This is a genomic window from Candidatus Manganitrophus noduliformans (assembly GCF_012184425.1).
GTDB classification, from domain to species: Bacteria; Nitrospirota; Nitrospiria; order SBBL01; family Manganitrophaceae; genus Manganitrophus; species Manganitrophus noduliformans.
The window spans coordinates 1823209-1838549 of sequence record NZ_VTOW01000001.1; the positions used below are offsets into that span (position 1 = coordinate 1823209).

Annotated in this window: 10 protein-coding genes; all 10 read right to left on the bottom strand. The window is 59.6% G+C overall.

Annotated elements, in window-relative coordinates; translation table 11 throughout:
• Positions 1 to 12: 12 nt before the first annotated feature.
• Positions 13 to 942, bottom strand: coding sequence for a carboxypeptidase regulatory-like domain-containing protein (locus MNODULE_RS25255; RefSeq protein WP_168059056.1), 930 nt, complete (start codon positions 940 to 942; stop codon positions 13 to 15).
• Between the two features lie 69 nt (positions 943 to 1011).
• Positions 1012 to 5904 carry a multicopper oxidase domain-containing protein gene (locus MNODULE_RS08810; protein ID WP_238339249.1) on the bottom strand — a complete coding sequence of 1631 codons (4893 nt, stop codon included), beginning with the start codon at positions 5902 to 5904 and terminating at the stop codon, positions 1012 to 1014.
• A gap of 334 nt (positions 5905 to 6238) precedes the next feature.
• Positions 6239 to 6685, bottom strand: a complete 447-nt coding sequence (locus MNODULE_RS08815) for a DUF4149 domain-containing protein (RefSeq protein WP_168059057.1) — start codon at positions 6683 to 6685, stop codon at positions 6239 to 6241.
• Between the two features lie 177 nt (positions 6686 to 6862).
• Positions 6863 to 8242, bottom strand: a complete 1380-nt coding sequence (locus MNODULE_RS08820; RefSeq protein WP_168059058.1) for a sigma-54 interaction domain-containing protein — start codon at positions 8240 to 8242, stop codon at positions 6863 to 6865.
• A gap of 120 nt (positions 8243 to 8362) precedes the next feature.
• Entirely contained in the window at positions 8363 to 8749 is a 387-nt protein-coding gene (locus tag MNODULE_RS08825) for a tetratricopeptide repeat protein (protein ID WP_168059059.1), read from the bottom strand.
• 260 nt (positions 8750 to 9009) lie between these two features.
• The gene (locus MNODULE_RS08830; RefSeq protein WP_168059060.1) at positions 9010 to 9336 is read right to left on the bottom strand and encodes a c-type cytochrome; all 327 of its coding nucleotides are present in this window, start codon (positions 9334 to 9336) and stop codon (positions 9010 to 9012) included.
• Positions 9337 to 9363: 27 nt separating this feature from the next.
• A complete protein-coding gene (nirK, locus tag MNODULE_RS08835; protein ID WP_168059061.1) occupies positions 9364 to 10359 on the bottom strand; it encodes a copper-containing nitrite reductase in 996 nt (331 codons plus the stop codon).
• Between the two features lie 88 nt (positions 10360 to 10447).
• Entirely contained in the window at positions 10448 to 11764 is a 1317-nt protein-coding gene (locus MNODULE_RS08840; protein ID WP_238339251.1) for a cytochrome b N-terminal domain-containing protein, read from the bottom strand.
• Complete coding sequence (locus MNODULE_RS08845) at positions 11764 to 12318, bottom strand: QcrA and Rieske domain-containing protein (RefSeq protein WP_168059062.1); 555 nt, start codon at positions 12316 to 12318, stop codon at positions 11764 to 11766. Before MNODULE_RS08845 ends, MNODULE_RS08840 begins: the two co-directional genes overlap by 1 nt.
• Positions 12319 to 12435: 117 nt before the next feature.
• The gene (locus tag MNODULE_RS08850; protein ID WP_168059063.1) at positions 12436 to 15111 is read right to left on the bottom strand and encodes a cation-translocating P-type ATPase; all 2676 of its coding nucleotides are present in this window, start codon (positions 15109 to 15111) and stop codon (positions 12436 to 12438) included.
• Between the last annotated feature and the right edge of the window lie 230 nt (positions 15112 to 15341).

Sequence of the window (15341 nt, forward strand, 5' to 3'; positions counted from 1 at the left end):
CTCATGGACGAATCACTCCTGAATGAAAAGCTTCTCTTTATCGCCGGTCAGGTGTTCGTGAGGGAGCGCTTCCGGTCCGATTCGGAACTTTTCCTGCCGTTCGTATTCGGGCCGCCTCACCGTCGCCGCGTCGAATTCGAAGTTCAACACGATCGTTTCATCGGCCGAGACGGTGATCTCCTTTTCAATCGGCTTCATCTGCGGATGCCAGGCGATCACCCGATAACGCCCCGGCGGCAGCCGGTCGATTTGGAAGTCGCCGTCTTTCCTCGTCATCGCATAATAAGGGTTGTCGACCGAAAACATCCAAGACTGCATGAACTCGTGCATGCCGCAGATCATCTGAATGATCCGTTTTCCGGGGTCGAGGCGGATCATCCCCCCCCTCGGCTCATTCGAGACGGGGAGGGGGAAGTTGAGGATGATGTTCCCCCGCTCGCTCTGGAAGAGCTGGCCGTTGTGGAGGACCGGGTCCCGGTTGACGACCGAGATCGGCTGGTTGTTTTGGATCACCCGGACCAGCGGATGCTCATGACGGGTCCGCCCCTCCTTGTCGAGGTAAGTATGGTCGCTGGGGGCGATATCGAGGGGGTGAAACATGCAGTTCTCGGCGACGAACTGAGGCCGGATCGGGGGGAAAGGTTTTCCCTTCTTAACATCAACGACGGCGACGACGGCATCCTGCATCCCGCCGCCGGCGCCGACGATGAACTCCTGGACGATGACATTTCCCTCGCCGTCAGAGATCATTTTGCAAAAAGGACCGAAGGGATAGAGGACCAGCGGGAAAACGCGGACGGGCGGTTTCGGGCCGTTTAAAGTGACTTTTCCGATAAGGGTCCCGCCGTTGCTCACCTCGATCTCGTCGTAGCCATACGAAGGGAGGAGGGGGGAGATCAAAAATAAAAAGAGAAACAGCCCAATCACAATTTTTTTGCTCACCGGTTCAGATTCCTCCATCAGAAAGGAATGGGGCAGGAGGTTTGACCTCCTGCCCCATTTTGGAGAGGGTTACCGCTCCAGCATGGAGAGCGGTCCCGGAACGTCCCCCTGTTGAGAGAGGGTGTCGGGAGCCTCCGGATCGGGAAGCTCCGCCGTTTTAGATCCCACTCCGGCGCCGCCGTTCAGCGGTTGGATCTTTCGATCCCCGGCGGGGAGGACTTTCAGATATCCCCACTGACCCGCCGCTGTGTACGGCATCCGGTGATTCTGCCAAACGTAAACGCCGGGGAGGTGGAACGGACCGCCGGCGCCCTCCTTGATGAAGACGTCCAGATTTTGGGAGGAGCCGAACTCGCTGGAGCTGAGCATGTCGGCTCCCGCCATGTCCGGCTTCAACGGCCACTCGTGCCCTTCGACGCTGAACACCTGGTTCTGTTCGTTGAAAGCGCCGAAGACATGAATCCGAACCGGGTCGCCCGCATGCGCCGTGATGGTCGGGGTGGCCGGATCCGATTCCCCTGCAACACAGGGGGTGAACATCAGACCGATCTCGCACCCGTTCTCTTCACGGTACATCCAGGGCTCGTTGCGGTAATTGACCCCGGTAAGTCCTCCGATCTGCTGAATGTACGGCATAAAGGAGGTTCCGATGATGTTGTCTTCATCCTGGAAGAAGAGCGACGCATCGCGGAAATCGGACCGATTCGCATTTTCCGGAAGCGACCGATCGACGATCACATCGACCTGCCAGGCGTTTTTCATCGACACATCTTCTCCGGTCACCGGATCGCGGTACTTCGAACCTCTCGGTCCCACCACGATCGCCCCGAAGAGGCCGTCTCGAACGTTGTTGATGAAATTCCCCCAATCCCACACTAGCGCCGCCGTCTCCCCATATTGCGGATGGGCGTAGAAGGTGTAGGTCCGGCTCTTGCCGGGGGCGACCATCTGATCGCCCGGGTTGTTCCCGACGTTCACCCCGTGAGAGTCTTTCGGGTCGAACGCCAGCATGTCGGCGCTGAACGAGACCTTGTCTTTTTTCATCTCGTTCTTCAGGTTGACCTTGACGCAATCGCCGACGTTGACATGGAGGGTCAACGGCATCGGCTGGAAACCGCCGTCGGCGACTTTGGTTTTCTCCCCTTCGAGCATGAAGATCTTGCCGGAAGGATTTGCCACCTGCAGCTTGCGGTCGAAGTCGACTTCGATGAAGTCGGGGGCCTTGGTGTTGAATTTCAAGGCCCGCTCGGCCGCGATGACATTGAAAGTTTTCACCGGGGCATCGGCCGGGCAGACCGACTTGGCCGATTTCGGAATCTCCCCCGTTCCGGGGAGCCTCCTCAGGTCTTTGACCTCCTCGTCCAACACCCGGACGATCCCCCAGCTCCCTTCCGAGAGGTGAGAAGGCCGGCCGTTGTAGTGGAGGTAGTCCCCCGCGATCTGCTGCGCTCCCCCCGCTTTGGTGACGAGATCGTACCGCTCGGCGATCCCGACATGCCAGGCGTTCTTCAGATCGGAATGCTCCGCATACCGCTCCGTTCTGAACGCGTGGCCGCCGAGGTGCCAAACGTGGGTCTCATTCATCATGACATGGAGAAGTCGGAAGACGAGGGTGTCTCCCAGATACGCCCGAAGCATCGGGGTGCTCGGATCCTGGTGGGCCTTGCTCGAGAAGATCAAGGCCGGATCGGGATTGTTTTTGAGGCGCCGCGCCACCGATTCCGCCCGGAAGTTGAATCCTCCGCCGGTGGTGTGGGTGCCGCCGTTGAGCATCTTGGCGGCGGTCAGATCCAAATCGTAAGGCATTTGGAACGACAGGGTTTGCCCCGCGTCGATCGCCACCTGAATGGTCTGGCCGGGAGGATTTCCCTCGGTGACCACCTGGGCGGTATGCGGCACGGTGTCGTGCGGCATGACGACCAACTCTCTGAAGCTGCCGTTGACCCCGTACCCGATCGGCTCGGTGCCGTAAATATCGGCCACCGTTCCGCTTCGGATCGGCGCGCCGGTTTTCGGATCATGATAAGTCGATCCGTACGGCTCGACGATCATCGCCCCGACCCCGCCGTGCGGCCAGGTGGTGGCGCCGAAGGCATGATCGTGCCAGAAGACGGTCCCCACATCGGCGTCGCCCCAGTAGCGGTAGCGGATGAATTCGACCGAGGCGATCTCCTTCTTCTTGTGAGCATGTTTCAGCGGCTCTTTGAAGATCAGGGTATACTCGCCGGCGCCGGCTCCTTTTTCGATTTTGTTGATCCAGCGCACTTCGGAAGTTTTCACCTCATCCATCCCGATCATGATGTCGGTTCCTTCGTGGAAGGGGGTGGCCCCCTCCGGCATCTTGATCTTGACGGCGGTTGCTCCCGCTTTCGCATCTTCGGTGAGAATCGAGTTCATCGGGACCGGCATTCCCTTCTGTTTGTCCTTCTTCATCTGGGTGAAGGGCCGGACCGACTGCTCATAGGAGAAGCCGCTGATCACGCCGTCCGATGCCTGATTGTCGAACTGGATGAAGTGCGGGTGGATGTTGATCTTCGACATCTGGAAATTGGTGGTGTCGTTATCCTCCCACTCGCTCTTCAAGATCACATCGACGCAATCATAGACATTGTAGCGGTAGACCAGCGGGATGGTCTTGTCCCCCGCCGGATTGGCCCGGACCTCCGCCTCGTCCTCATGGAGGACATAGAGAAGTCCTTTCTGGTCCATGACCGGTTTGATGCTCCCCAGACCTTTGCTGAGCTGGATCGGGGTCTCGATGAAGTGGATCGTGAACTGTTTCCGTCCCGCGCTTTCCGGACAGAGGCTCCAACGCCCCTGCTCTCCGGGTCTCGCCGGTTGGTTGGTCTCCTCGCCCGGCGCGCCTAACCCGCCCGGCTCGGCGCCGACCGACCCTGTGTTTTTGTCCATATGAATCGGCTCCAGCCAAGGGGCCGGACCGTGATGGCGGGCGAAGGGGACCCGCTTACCGAAGTGCGGTTTGAAATGCGGCCAGGCGAGTTTGCCGGTCTTCTCCTCGAAGAGAATCGGCGGCCGTTTGCCCGGCATCGGCGATTTGTACTTCGGGAAGTCGAATTTCCCGGTCGCCTCCGGCTCGCCCATCGCCTTGCTGCCTTCCCATGCCCAGTCCCAGACGGTGGCGTCGTAGGCTTGAATCTGCCCCTTCTCGTCCGCGGTGTGACCCGGCTGGCCCGCCGGGGGAAGCATCATCTTCACCCAGTCTTTGATCGAGACATCGGGGATCGGCTTCGACCAGTCGCTTTTGTTGGAGGTCACATTCCATTTTTTATCAAACCAGTCCATTGTCTTGCCGACGAGCTTGTCGGAGGTGACGGCCGGCTTCATCCGCCCCTTCCGGTCGGGGAGCTCCATCAGCGGCGGCATCACATCGGTGCTGCCGAACGGATAATTCCCGGTCTGGAGGGTGTTGTAATTCCGCCAGTAGCCCCACATCCCGGCGACGTAGTGATGGGCGACGTGACAGTGGAAGAGGAAATCCCCCGCCAGTTGCTGGCAGAGCCCGCCGCCGCATTCGGTCTGAAGGTCGAGAACCTCGGAAGGCCCGATCACTTCCACGTCGACCCGGTCGGAGGTGGTTCGGACTTCCGGGAATTTCACCGGCCCGTTCGAGGCGGCGTTCAGCAGAAACTCGGCTTTGTCGTCGGCCTTCGGCTGACGCAGCCAGCGGATGGTGCCGCCGTGCGGATGATGCGAGTGGAACACTTCGCCGCCGCCGTGGACCAGGCGGAATTTGATCGGGTCTCCCATATACGACCGGGGAATCGTCGTCGGGACATCGGCGAAGGTGTAGGAGCTGTAGGAAAGAGACTCGTCCTCGAAGTGAAAATATTTCTCCTGGAGGGCGAGATTGTTCACGCCGAACGGCTCGCTCCGGTAGCTGATGGCGCGGGCGGAGGGGCGGTAGGCGTCGGTGTTCGGGTCGCGCTGCGGGATCATCTCTCCGTTTTTGTTCAACGGACGGAACGACTCGTCGCCGATCTCATGGTAGAAGATCACGAACTCCCGAAAATCGGGCTTGTTCGGATGGGTGATCATCATCTGCCAGCCGCTCTTGGCTTCTTTGCCGGTGAGCGGGTCGATATAGCTCGACCCCATCGGCTCGACGATGAACGATCCGATCATCCCGAGGCTCGCCTGCTCACGGCCGACATGGCTGTGGAGCATGTGGACCCCTTCCTGCTCATTGTGACGGATGTACCACTCGAAGGTTTGGCTCTTCCCCGGCGTCACGTTTGCGTCGGGGTTGGCCGCGGTCGCGGGCTGTCCGGTCGATTTCACGATGGTGCTGGAGCCGTGGATGTGAAGGCCGACATCTTCCCCGTCGAGCGCGTTCCGAAGGGTGATGATGACGCAATCGCCCTGGTTGCCCCGGATGTTCAGCGGCTGGATCATATCGGTCTGAAGACCGGTCGTGACGGCGCCCGGATCATACCCTGCCGCCTCCCGCGCCGCCGCATTCTTTTTTTCTTCGGCCCGGACCTTATCGATATTCTCGGTCAAAACATACATGTAGCCGGGATGATAGTCGAGCCACTGGTTCAGCGTGATCTCGACGTTGATCGCGGAGATGTCGTACTCCTTTACCGGCGCCCCCTTCGGGCAGCGGCCGCCGGCGGTCACGCTCTCTCCGGTGCTCGCCGGCCCGAGGAAATAGCTTCGGTCCATCTGCTGCATCATGCTCATTCCCTCGAAGGGTCCCGAGCCCCCCGTATGGTCCGCATGTTGTTTCATTCCCTTGGAGATTTCATCCATCAATTTGTTCATCGCCGCATCGACCCGGTCGGCATGGCCGGCGCGACCTTCCGCTTGGTCTTCCCGCGCAATCTGTTCCTTCAGCTTTTCTTCCCATCCGGAAGAAGCGACCGGTTGCGCCTCGGGGTGGGTATGATCTCCCCCGGCGACGGCCCCTTCTTTTCCCGATAGAATCAACAAGAGGGCCATTGACGCCGCCCTCCAAAGATCCTTTCGTACAATGTTCATCATTTCTCCCCCTGTATGTTTTCTTTTCGGATCAACGTTTGAGCAGGATGTGGATTGCTCGGTGGAATACACCCCGTCGGCTGTCCTTTGTTGCGGTTCGGAACAATGTTTCTCCGAGAGCAAAAGACATGCCTCCCACGGAAACGTTTGAAAAAGGCCCGAATGCAGGGGGATTTGAATTTTTTCGGAGAAGCAGAGGAGAGGAGTGGTCCGGCGGCGCTGTCCAACTGTCCAATGTCCTGGTCACAACCGGCGGGCCGGATTGGACAGGTGAGCCCCGCAGGATCGCGCCTCCTTAATATCCTCTGGCGACGTAGACCGCTGCCAGGACGACGAAGAGCCCCACCACCAGATTCAGCCGGGCCATCCAGCGGACGGTCCGTTGGAGCGGGTGAGGGGCGGCGGCGGATCGGCTGATTTGGATTGATCGGGGGCCGAGGACGATGTCATGAAGGAGGGTCAGCGCGATCATCAAGGCGATCAGCGCCAGCTTGGTCCCGAGCCATCCCCCCATCCGTATCTCTTGAAACTCGAGAGAATACAGACGAAGCAGGCCGGTTGTCAGGAGAACCCCCAGCGAGATCCATCCGCTCCACCGAAAACGTCTTCCGATTTCGCTCATCAATTCGGCCCGCTGCAAAACCGGCATTTTCCGGAGGGAAGGAATGAGGACGATCGAGAAAAAGAGCATCCCTCCCACCCAGAACATCGCCGCCAACACATGAATCCAAATTAAGATCATCCAAAGCATACACACTCCTAATTTCTCATGAGGAACTCCCCCCGGTCTTTCTCGGGACTTTTGAAGGAGAGCCGCGCAAGATACATGCCTGAGCGTAGAGGAACGGGGCGATCGATTGCGCGACGGCGCCGATACCCGAAGTGTGGATGAGTGCGTTGCCGATGCGCGTTGGGGGAGTTATCCTAACGATTCGATCTGGTAGCGTTTCAGTTTGTTATAGAGGCTGGCGCGGGCAATGCCGAGGGAGCGAGCGGCGAGCGACTTATTTCCTTTGTGCCTTTTAATGGCGTCGATGATCTGCTCTTTCTCCACCTTGAGCACCGCTTCATCGCGGGAGATGGAGAGGGGGATCGATGGGGAAGAGGGGGGTGGGATCTCCTCGTCGATCAGGAACGATTCGGGAAGGATTTCGAGGCCGGGGGAGACGAGGACGCCGCGCTCGATGACGTTCTCCAGTTCCCGGACGTTCCCATGCCAGTGAAATTTCATCAACAGGCTCAACGCCTCTCCCGACAGATGCATCGGGCCTCTTCCGTTCGGGAGAGCATATTTTTCGATGAAGTGTTCGGCGAGCAACGGGATATCATCCGGCCGCTCGCGAAGGGGGGGAATCACAATCGGCATCACCGCCAGCCGGTAGTAGAGATCTTCCCGGAAGTTCTTTCGGGCGATCGCCTCCTTCAGCGGCTTGTTCGTGGCGGCCACCACCCGCACGTTCACCTTGATGCTCCGATTGCCTCCGACCGGCCGCGCCTCCCCTTCCTGCAAAACCCGAAGGAGCTTCGACTGAAACGCCAAGCTGGTGTCGGCGATCTCGTCGAGGAAGAGGGTTCCCCCTTCGGCTTCTTCGAAGAGCCCTTTTTTGTTCTGGATGGCGCCGGTGAAGGCCCCTTTGACATGGCCGAAGAGCTCGCTCTCCAGCAACGTCTCGGGAAGGGCGCCGCAGTCGATGGCGATGAAGGGCCGGTCGCGCCGGGGGCTGCTCTGGTGGATCGCTTTGGCGACGAGCTCTTTGCCGGTGCCGCTCTCGCCGTAGATCAGGATCGTCGCATTACTGGGGGCGATCAGCCGGATCATCTGAAAGAGGGCGCGGATTTTCTTGCTCCCCCCGATCATGCCGCAGAAGGAGCGTTCGTCGGCGGGGGAGGCTTTCCGTTTTCGTGCAGGGGTGTTCTCTTCGGAGGGGGGCGCTTCGGCAGGGGAGAGCTCCTGAATCACTTCAATGGTGCGGATGACCTTCCCCTCCTGATCCAAAATAGGGTAGGATCGAAATTCTTTGAGGAGGGGGCTTCCCCCTTCCGTCGATTCGGTTTTGCGGATCACACGGTAAGGTTTGTTGGTCTCGAATGTCTGAAGGCAGGGGCAGGGATCGCAAGGGTGGTTTCTTCCATGGAGGACTTCGTAACACTTCTGACCGGTCGGGCTCGCTCCGGCCGTTCTTCCCCGGACCGTCTTATTGGCATAGGTCAGGTTGAAGTCCCGATCGATCACGATAATCGGATCGGCGATTCCATCTAAAACGGGGTGAGGATCGTTCTTGAAGTCGGATTCGTTCACGGCGCTGGCCCTGTGTCTTTGGTAATTTCACACTATCCGATCCCTCCTTTCGTAACAATGATATAAATCACGGCAAGAGTTGATCTAGATCAACTCTTGCCCCGATCGCCTCGACCGCCGTTAGACGGTCATTTCGACTCTCCAGTAAAGATCTTCATAGAGACGCCGGGAGACCGGATTCTCCGGGTCGATCTCGATCGACATTTCCAGATGATGGAGCGCCTCCCTCGGATTTTTCATCGCAATTAATGCCACCGCGCAGTTGTAGTGGCCTTGCCAGAAGGTATCGTCCATCTCCGAGGCGACGATGAAATTTGAAAGCGCTTCCTGGATTTTTCCTTGTCGATAAAGCTCCACCCCCCGGTTGTTCAGGTGCGCTGCCTGGGCGAAGACCACCTCCTCCTCTGGAACCGGTTCCGGCTGAAGCGCAGCCACAAAGCCGATTAGAAAGAAGGAGACGATCACCAATCCCGCCACGCCGAGCCGATGACTCCTTTTTGATTTCATCTCCCTTCCCTCCTTTATTCTCCTACCGATCGACGCTGGGACCTTCCATCCCATCTAACTCATAAAAAAAGCAAAGAAGGTGCCGAGCGGGTCCGATGCGATCCGAAGCCGATTGTTCAAGGAATATAAAGCGCTGGAAGAGTGAATCCCTTTTTTATTTTGGGAGAAAGGGGCAGCCGTTGTCCAATTCGACTAACCGGCCGGACAATCTGAACAGTTGGAGCGGAAATCTTCAAGGCAGGCTCGGCCTCTTTCCCTCCTCACTTCAACGAGAGGAGATAAGCCACCAATGCATCCAGCTCTTCCTTCGTTCCGCGGAAGGGGGGCATCATTGTCTCCGGTGCGACCGACTTCGGATCGGGAAGAAACTTCTTGAGCCACGCCTCGTCCCGGCGGCTTCCGACCTTGGTAAGATCGGGGCCGACCGGTCCTCCTTTCCCCTGAATCGCATGGCAGGCGGTGCATTGGCGCTCGGCAAAAAGCTTCTCCCCCTGTTTTATTTTCGCCGCGTCGGCGGCCGAGGCTCGCTCCGCGAAGGTTAAAAAGAGCGCCAGCAACGTGAAGATCAAAAGAGATCGTTTTCGCATGTTTCTCCTCCACTCGAATAGAATTGATTATTTCCCCGGACGGAAGATCTCCGGGACTTCCGGGCCGGAGACCTCCAATACCCCGACGGCCCCCTTGTCGATGGCCCGGAAGATCGCATGATCGACCAAGAGATATCGGCCGGGGACATCGACCCGGAATTCGACGATGGCCGATCCCCCGGGGGGGATCAGCGTGCTCTGAATGTTCGTCTGAGGGGGGCTTCCAACCGCCCCTTCGGGATAGACCCGGTCGAAGATCTCTCCGATGACATGAAAGGCCGAGGTCAGGTTCGGTCCGCCGTTTCCGATGAAGAGCCGGACCGTCTCTCCGACCTTCGCCTTAAGCGCCCGCTCGCCGCTCAAGGCGCCGACCCTTCCGTTAAAGACCACATAGTGCGGGTTCTCTTCGCGGGCGTTCCGGAGGTCGAAAGCTTGCAGCCCCTTCTCCCCGAAGGCGCCGGTGGTATAAAACTCGCTCTGAAGGAGATAGAATTCCTGATCGACCTTGGGAAGTCCCCCCTCCGGCTCGACCAGGATCAGGCCGTACATTCCGTTGGCGACGTGCGTCGGGATGTGCGGTGTGGCGCAGTGATAAACATAGAGTCCGGGATTGAGCGCCTTCCAGCGGAATGTTTTGGTCTCTCCGGGGGCGACCTGCGTTGCCTCTGCGCCTCCGCCCGGTCCATTGACTGCATGGAGGTCGATCGAATGGGGCAAGAAGCTTTTCTCGCTGTTTTTGAGGTGAAGCGTCACCTGATCGCCGACACGAATCCGGATGAAGGGACCCGGAACGCTCCCTCCGAACGTCCAGAAGGTGTATTCGACCCCGTCGGCCAGGGTTCCTTTCTCCTCGGTTGTTTCAAGCGAAACAACGACATTCGCCGGCATCGTCCGGGTGAGCGGCGGCGGAACATTCGGCGGCGACGTCGGGTCGATCTTGATCGGTTCGTTCGCTCCGGCCGGCCCCGATAAGGTGAGGGTCCCCCACAAAACAAAGAGGATTACTCGAAGAGTCATTCGCATCTCTGCCTCCTTCAACAGTCATGAAACGGATCAACGATGTTGAAGTATAACATGTCGGAGCGGACCTTTCCGGTCCTCGGGATTTTCCTTATCCCTTTTTCAGGCTCAGCATATACCGCGTTAAATCCTCCAGCTCCGGTTCGGGAAGGCGGGTCGGCGGCATGATCGAGCCGGGGACCAGCGCCTGCGGATCTTTAAAATGAGCGATCAACCAATCGCGGTCGCGCGCATCGCCGACGAAGGAGAGATCGGGCCCCACCTGCGCCCCCTGGCCGTGGATGCGGTGGCATCCCGCGCAGGCGAGCTTGGCGTAAATCGCACGGCCCCGCTCGACCGCCGGATCGGTCTTCTTCAAGGCCGCGGTCTCCTTCATCGCCAGGCCGAGAAGGGTGAAGACGAAAACCAAAAAGAGCGCCCCGGCCCCGATCGCGATCGGACGCCGCGCTGGCGACCGCTCCCGCTTTCGGCCGAGAAAGGGGATGGCAAAGAGAATCGCGAAGAAGAGAACCGGGAGGACGAAGGTGACGACCGGCTCCCACGGTCCTTCAGAGTATTTCAAGAGCTGATAGTAGAAGAGATAATACCACTCCGGAACCGGGCGGAAGGTGGTGTCGGTCGGATCGGCGGGGTCCCCCAGATGCGCCGGAAAGAGGTTGACCAGGACGACCAGCGCCAGAAAAACCGCTCCCATCGCCACTGCATCCATGAAGACCTGCTTTGGATAAAACGGCTCCGAGATCCGCTTCGCCCGCGCTTTGTCCCACGGCCCGGCTGGACCGACCCTTCGAAGGATGAAAAGATGTCCGGCGATCAAGAACATAATCAGCCAGGGAAGAAAGAGGGTATGGATGGCGAAGAACCGGCTGAGGGTCAAGGCGCCCAGCTCCGCCCCGCCGCGGAGAATCCGCGCGAGGGTTCCGCCGATCCAGGGGACGCTTCCGACGAGGTTGATCCCGACCTGGGTCGCCCAGTACGCCTTTTGATCCCACGGGAGGAGATAGCCGGTGAAGCCGAAGGTCAGCGTCAGGATTAATAAAAAAACACCGACGATCCACATCGGCTCCCGCGGCGGTTTATAGGCGCCATAGAGAAAGACCTGGAGCATGTGAAGGCCGATCGCCGCCATCATCGCGCTCGCCCCCCAGTGGTGCAGCCCCCGGACGAAGCCGCCGAACGGCACCTCCTCTTGGATGAACTTGACGCTCTCATACGCGTGGTCGGGGGTCGGCGCATAATAGAGGGCGAGAAAGGTTCCGGTCGTCGCCTGCAACAGGAAGAGAAAAAGGGTGACGCTTCCGAAGATATAAATCCAGCTGGCGCCCCCCGGAATCGCCTCGTCGAGGAGATGATGAAGGATCGGCGGCAATTTGAGACGGTCGGAGAGCCAGGAGAAGAGGCGATTCATCAGATCGCCTCTTTCTTGGGAAGACCGGCTTTGAATTCCTGGTAGAGAATGAAGAGCCGATCCCCTTCGATTTTCGTCGGAAGGGTGTCGAGCGGACGGGGGGCGGGACCGGCGAGGACCTTCCCTTCCAGGTCAAAAACAGAGTTGTGACAGGGGCAGAGGAATTGCTGATCCGCGTCGGACCATCGATAACCGCAGCCGAGATGGGTGCAGATGGGGGAGAAGGCGACCACCTCGCCGTCCGGTTTTTTGTAAGCCCAGAACGACCGGACGGTGTTGCTCTTCATCCAGCCGCTGGAGGAGGAGCGGACCACTTCGAGCTCTTTCGGCCGGTTAAGCTCGATCAGTTCGAGCGGTCCGACCTCCGACCAGGGCTCTTCCCGCTTCTTCAACGTCGGCAGGACCGCATATCCGAAGAGGGGAATTCCCAATCCGAATCCGATCAAACCCATGATCGCCGCGATGGTCTTTCCGAAAAACCCCCTTCGCGTCACCTCCGCCGTCTTTTTATTCCCCCCCATTCGTCGAGAGGAAGACGATTTATCGTTGACCATCGTGATCCGAAGCCTCCTTCACTGATCGGGATATCCCAGCCGGTAGGTTAGGATGTGATCCCGCGATTCTGAGGGAATTGACCGAAATTTGCAACCCCCAAGAGGGACATATCGGGTTTAAAGGGGGACGGGTTGGAGGAGGTCATCACCCCCCTTTCTTCTCCGAAGCCATTTGTCAATCTCCACGGCGACGATGACCACCGCCGCCGTCCCGGCAATCTCCAGCCAATCGGTGAGGGTGAGAGGAACGGTTCGAAAGACCCATTGAAAGGCCGGGACATAGAGGACCGCCAGCTGGGCGAAGAAGGCGGCGATCAGGCTGTAGAAGAGGAACGGATTGCTCATCAGCGGAATTCGAAAGATCGATTCCGTTTCGGAGCGGCTGTTCCATGCCTGAAAGAATTGGAAGAAGACCATCGTCGTCACCGCCACCGACCGGGCCTTTTCGAGCGAGGCGCCGTCGTTGAGCGTCTCGATAAATCGATAGATGATTCCCGCCGAGATGATCAGGCCGACCAGAACGGTCCGCTCCTTCAAGAGGCGCGACATGATCCCTTCTTTCGGGTTTCGCGGGGGACGGTCGATGACCCCCTGCTCTCCCGGCTCGAAGGCCAGGGCGACGTCCTGCAAGCCGTTCGTCACCACGTTGATCCACAAAAGCTGCGCCGGCACATACGGGATCGGGACGCCGATGAGGACAGCGCCGAGGATCGAGAGGATCGCCGCGACCCCGGTCGGGATGAGAAAGAAGGTGACCTTCCGGATGTTGTCGAAGACGACCCTCCCCTCCTCCACCGCGTGGGCGATGCTGGCGAAGTTGTCGTCGGTGAGGACCATGTCGGCCGCCTCCCTCGCCACGTCGGTGCCGCTCTTCCCCATGGCGATCCCGATATGGGCCGCCTTCAGCGCCGGGGCATCGTTCACCCCGTCGCCGGTGACCGCGACAATCTCGCCGTGCCGGATCAACTGCTGGACGATCCGAAGCTTGTGCTGCGGCGCGACCCGCGCATAAACCGAGACCCCTTTTACTTTCTGAAAGAGCGCCTCATCGTCCATCGCCTCAAGCGCTTTCCCCCCGAGGACTTCCGCCCCCTCTTCGACGATCCCGATCTGCTTCGCGATCGCCCGCGCGGTGACGGCGTGATCGCCGGTGATCATCACGGTGCGGATTCCGGCCTTCCGGCACCGCGCGACGGCCTGGACCGCTTCGGGCCGGGGAGGGTCGATCATCCCCTGCAGCCCGGCGAAGAGAAGCCCGGAAGCGAGATGATCGTGTGTGAGCGTCTCCTGATCCGGGGGGGCTTCCCGAGAGGCCATCGCCAGGACCCGAAGCCCTTCCGCGGCGAACTGATCGGCGATCTTCATGATCTCGCCGCGCGCCGCTCCAGCGCCGGCGCACATGTCCAGGATTCGTTCGGGCGCCCCCTTGGCGAAGATGAATTTTCGATTTTCGCGGCGGTGTAGTGTGGCCATGTAGCCGAGCTCCGATTCAAAGGGGATCATCGCAACGAGCGGATAACGCTCCCGCTCTTGCGTCGGGTCGAGCCCTCCCTTCATGGCGGCGACAATCAGCGCCCCTTCGGTCGGATCGCCGTCGATCTTGTATTCCCCATTTTCTTCGTAGAGATCCGATTCACTGCAGAGGAGGCCGATTCTCAAAACGGGGCGGAGGTGATTCAACGGCCCCGCTTCGATCGGCAGCCCGTCCTGCAGAATTTCCCCGCGCGGCGCGTATCCGGTCCCGGTCAATTCATACGTGTGCGTCCCGTCGTAGGCCAGGCGGACGGTCATCTCGTTCCGGGTGAGGGTTCCGGTCTTGTCCGATCCGATGACCGTGGTGCCGCCGAGGGTTTCGACCGCCGGAAGATTCCGGATGATCGCGTTTCGCCGGGCCATCCGCGCCACCCCGATCGCCAGGGTGATCGTGACGACGATCGGCAGCCCTTCCGGAATGGCGGCCACCGCCGCCGCCACCGCTGTCATGAACATCGTGTCGATCTTCTCTCCGATCAGGATGCCGATCAGAAAGAGGAGGCCGGAAGCGGCCAGGACAATCAGCCCGATCGCCTTGGCGAACTGTCCGATCTTCTCCTGAAGGGGGGCCCTGACCACGCCGGCCTCCCTCACCTCCTGGGCGATCGTTCCGAGAATGGTTTTGGCGCCGGTCTCGACGACGATCCCCCGTCCCCGGCCGCTGACCACCACGGTTCCCATGAAGGCCATGTTCACCTGATCGCCGGGGGTGAGGCGTTCCGCAGGGATGGCCTCGGTCGCTTTGGCGACGGGGAGGGATTCTCCGGTCAACATCGCTTCATCGACATTCAGCTCCGCCGCCCGAAAGAGCCGCAAATCGGCCGGAACTTTAGCCCCGGAGGAGAGGAGAACGATATCGCCGGGGACCAGCCGCTCGCTCTGGATCTCCTTCTCCTTTCCACCCCGCAAAACCCTTGCCTTCGGAACGACCATCTTTTTGAGCGATCGGACACTCTCCTCCGCCTTGTACTCCTGGATGTAGCCGATGACGGCGTTGAGGAGGACGACTGCAAGAATCACCCCCGTGTCGATGTGCTCTCCCAGGAAGGCGGTGACGACGGCGGCGATCAGGAGGATATAGATAAGCGGGCTGGTAAACTGATGGATCAGGATCTTCAGCCGGCTGATCTTTTCCTCCTCCGCCAGCCGGTTGGGTCCATATTGCGCAAGACGGGCCTCGGCCGCTTCATTCAGCAGCCCCTCCTCCGATGCTCTCAGGGTTTTGAAAATCTCATCGACATCGATCTGATACCAAGCCATTTTCCCTCTCTCATCGATTTGCAAGCTGAAGCGCGACGGAACCGGATCGGTTCAACCCAACGCCTTTTGGATCAATCAAAGTAATTCTGGCAAAGTGATTCTGGCGTATTTTTAACGGGAAGACAACCCCGACCGGGAGAGACGCCCTTGCGCCGGCCCAACACAAAACCGGCTGTCGGGCAAGAAGAATGTGAGGGTCGAAGCGCCGCCCGGCCCATCGATGATGGAAG

Coding starts and splice junctions, on each gene's coding strand:
- MNODULE_RS08845 (WP_168059062.1), bottom strand. CDS start 12,318: ATGGTCAACGATAAATCGTCTTCCTCTCGACGAATGGGGGGGAATAAA.
- MNODULE_RS08850 (WP_168059063.1), bottom strand. CDS start 15,111: ATGGCTTGGTATCAGATCGATGTCGATGAGATTTTCAAAACCCTGAGA.
- MNODULE_RS08830 (WP_168059060.1), bottom strand. CDS start 9,336: ATGCGAAAACGATCTCTTTTGATCTTCACGTTGCTGGCGCTCTTTTTA.
- MNODULE_RS08810 (WP_238339249.1), bottom strand. CDS start 5,904: ATGGCCCTCTTGTTGATTCTATCGGGAAAAGAAGGGGCCGTCGCCGGG.
- MNODULE_RS08825 (WP_168059059.1), bottom strand. CDS start 8,749: ATGAAATCAAAAAGGAGTCATCGGCTCGGCGTGGCGGGATTGGTGATC.
- MNODULE_RS08815 (WP_168059057.1), bottom strand. CDS start 6,685: ATGATCTTAATTTGGATTCATGTGTTGGCGGCGATGTTCTGGGTGGGA.
- MNODULE_RS08840 (WP_238339251.1), bottom strand. CDS start 11,764: ATGAATCGCCTCTTCTCCTGGCTCTCCGACCGTCTCAAATTGCCGCCG.
- nirK (WP_168059061.1), bottom strand. CDS start 10,359: ATGCGAATGACTCTTCGAGTAATCCTCTTTGTTTTGTGGGGGACCCTC.